General features: G+C 54.1%; 1 protein-coding gene. It reads left to right on the forward strand.

Features of this window, described 5'->3' with window-relative positions:
- Positions 1 to 42 precede the first annotated feature (42 nt).
- Complete coding sequence (locus KVT28_RS28580; RefSeq protein ID WP_368734948.1) at positions 43 to 174, forward strand: zinc-binding dehydrogenase; 132 nt, start codon at positions 43 to 45, stop codon at positions 172 to 174.
- The last annotated feature ends 68 nt before the right edge of the window (positions 175 to 242 follow it).

Genomic DNA, 242 nt, shown 5'->3' on the forward strand with positions numbered 1-242 from the left:
GAAGAAAAGGCGGCGGCGACGCGCCTGTTTGCACAGCAAGTAGTGCCGCTGCTCGCAAACGGCGAGGTGCGACCGGTCATCGATAACGTTTTCAAAATGGAAGACGTGCGCGCGGCCCACGAACGGATCGAATCGAACGAGAGTTTTGGCAAAGTAGTTTTGATGATTGACTGATGCGGGATCGGCCATCACGCAGGGTTCGAAATGCGCGATGGTTCTTTTCTATCCGGAACCGAAATCAT

The sequence above is a fragment of the Pantoea sp. GbtcB22 genome, from assembly GCF_019091025.1.
Classification (GTDB): Bacteria; Pseudomonadota; Gammaproteobacteria; order Enterobacterales; family Enterobacteriaceae; genus Pantoea; species Pantoea leporis.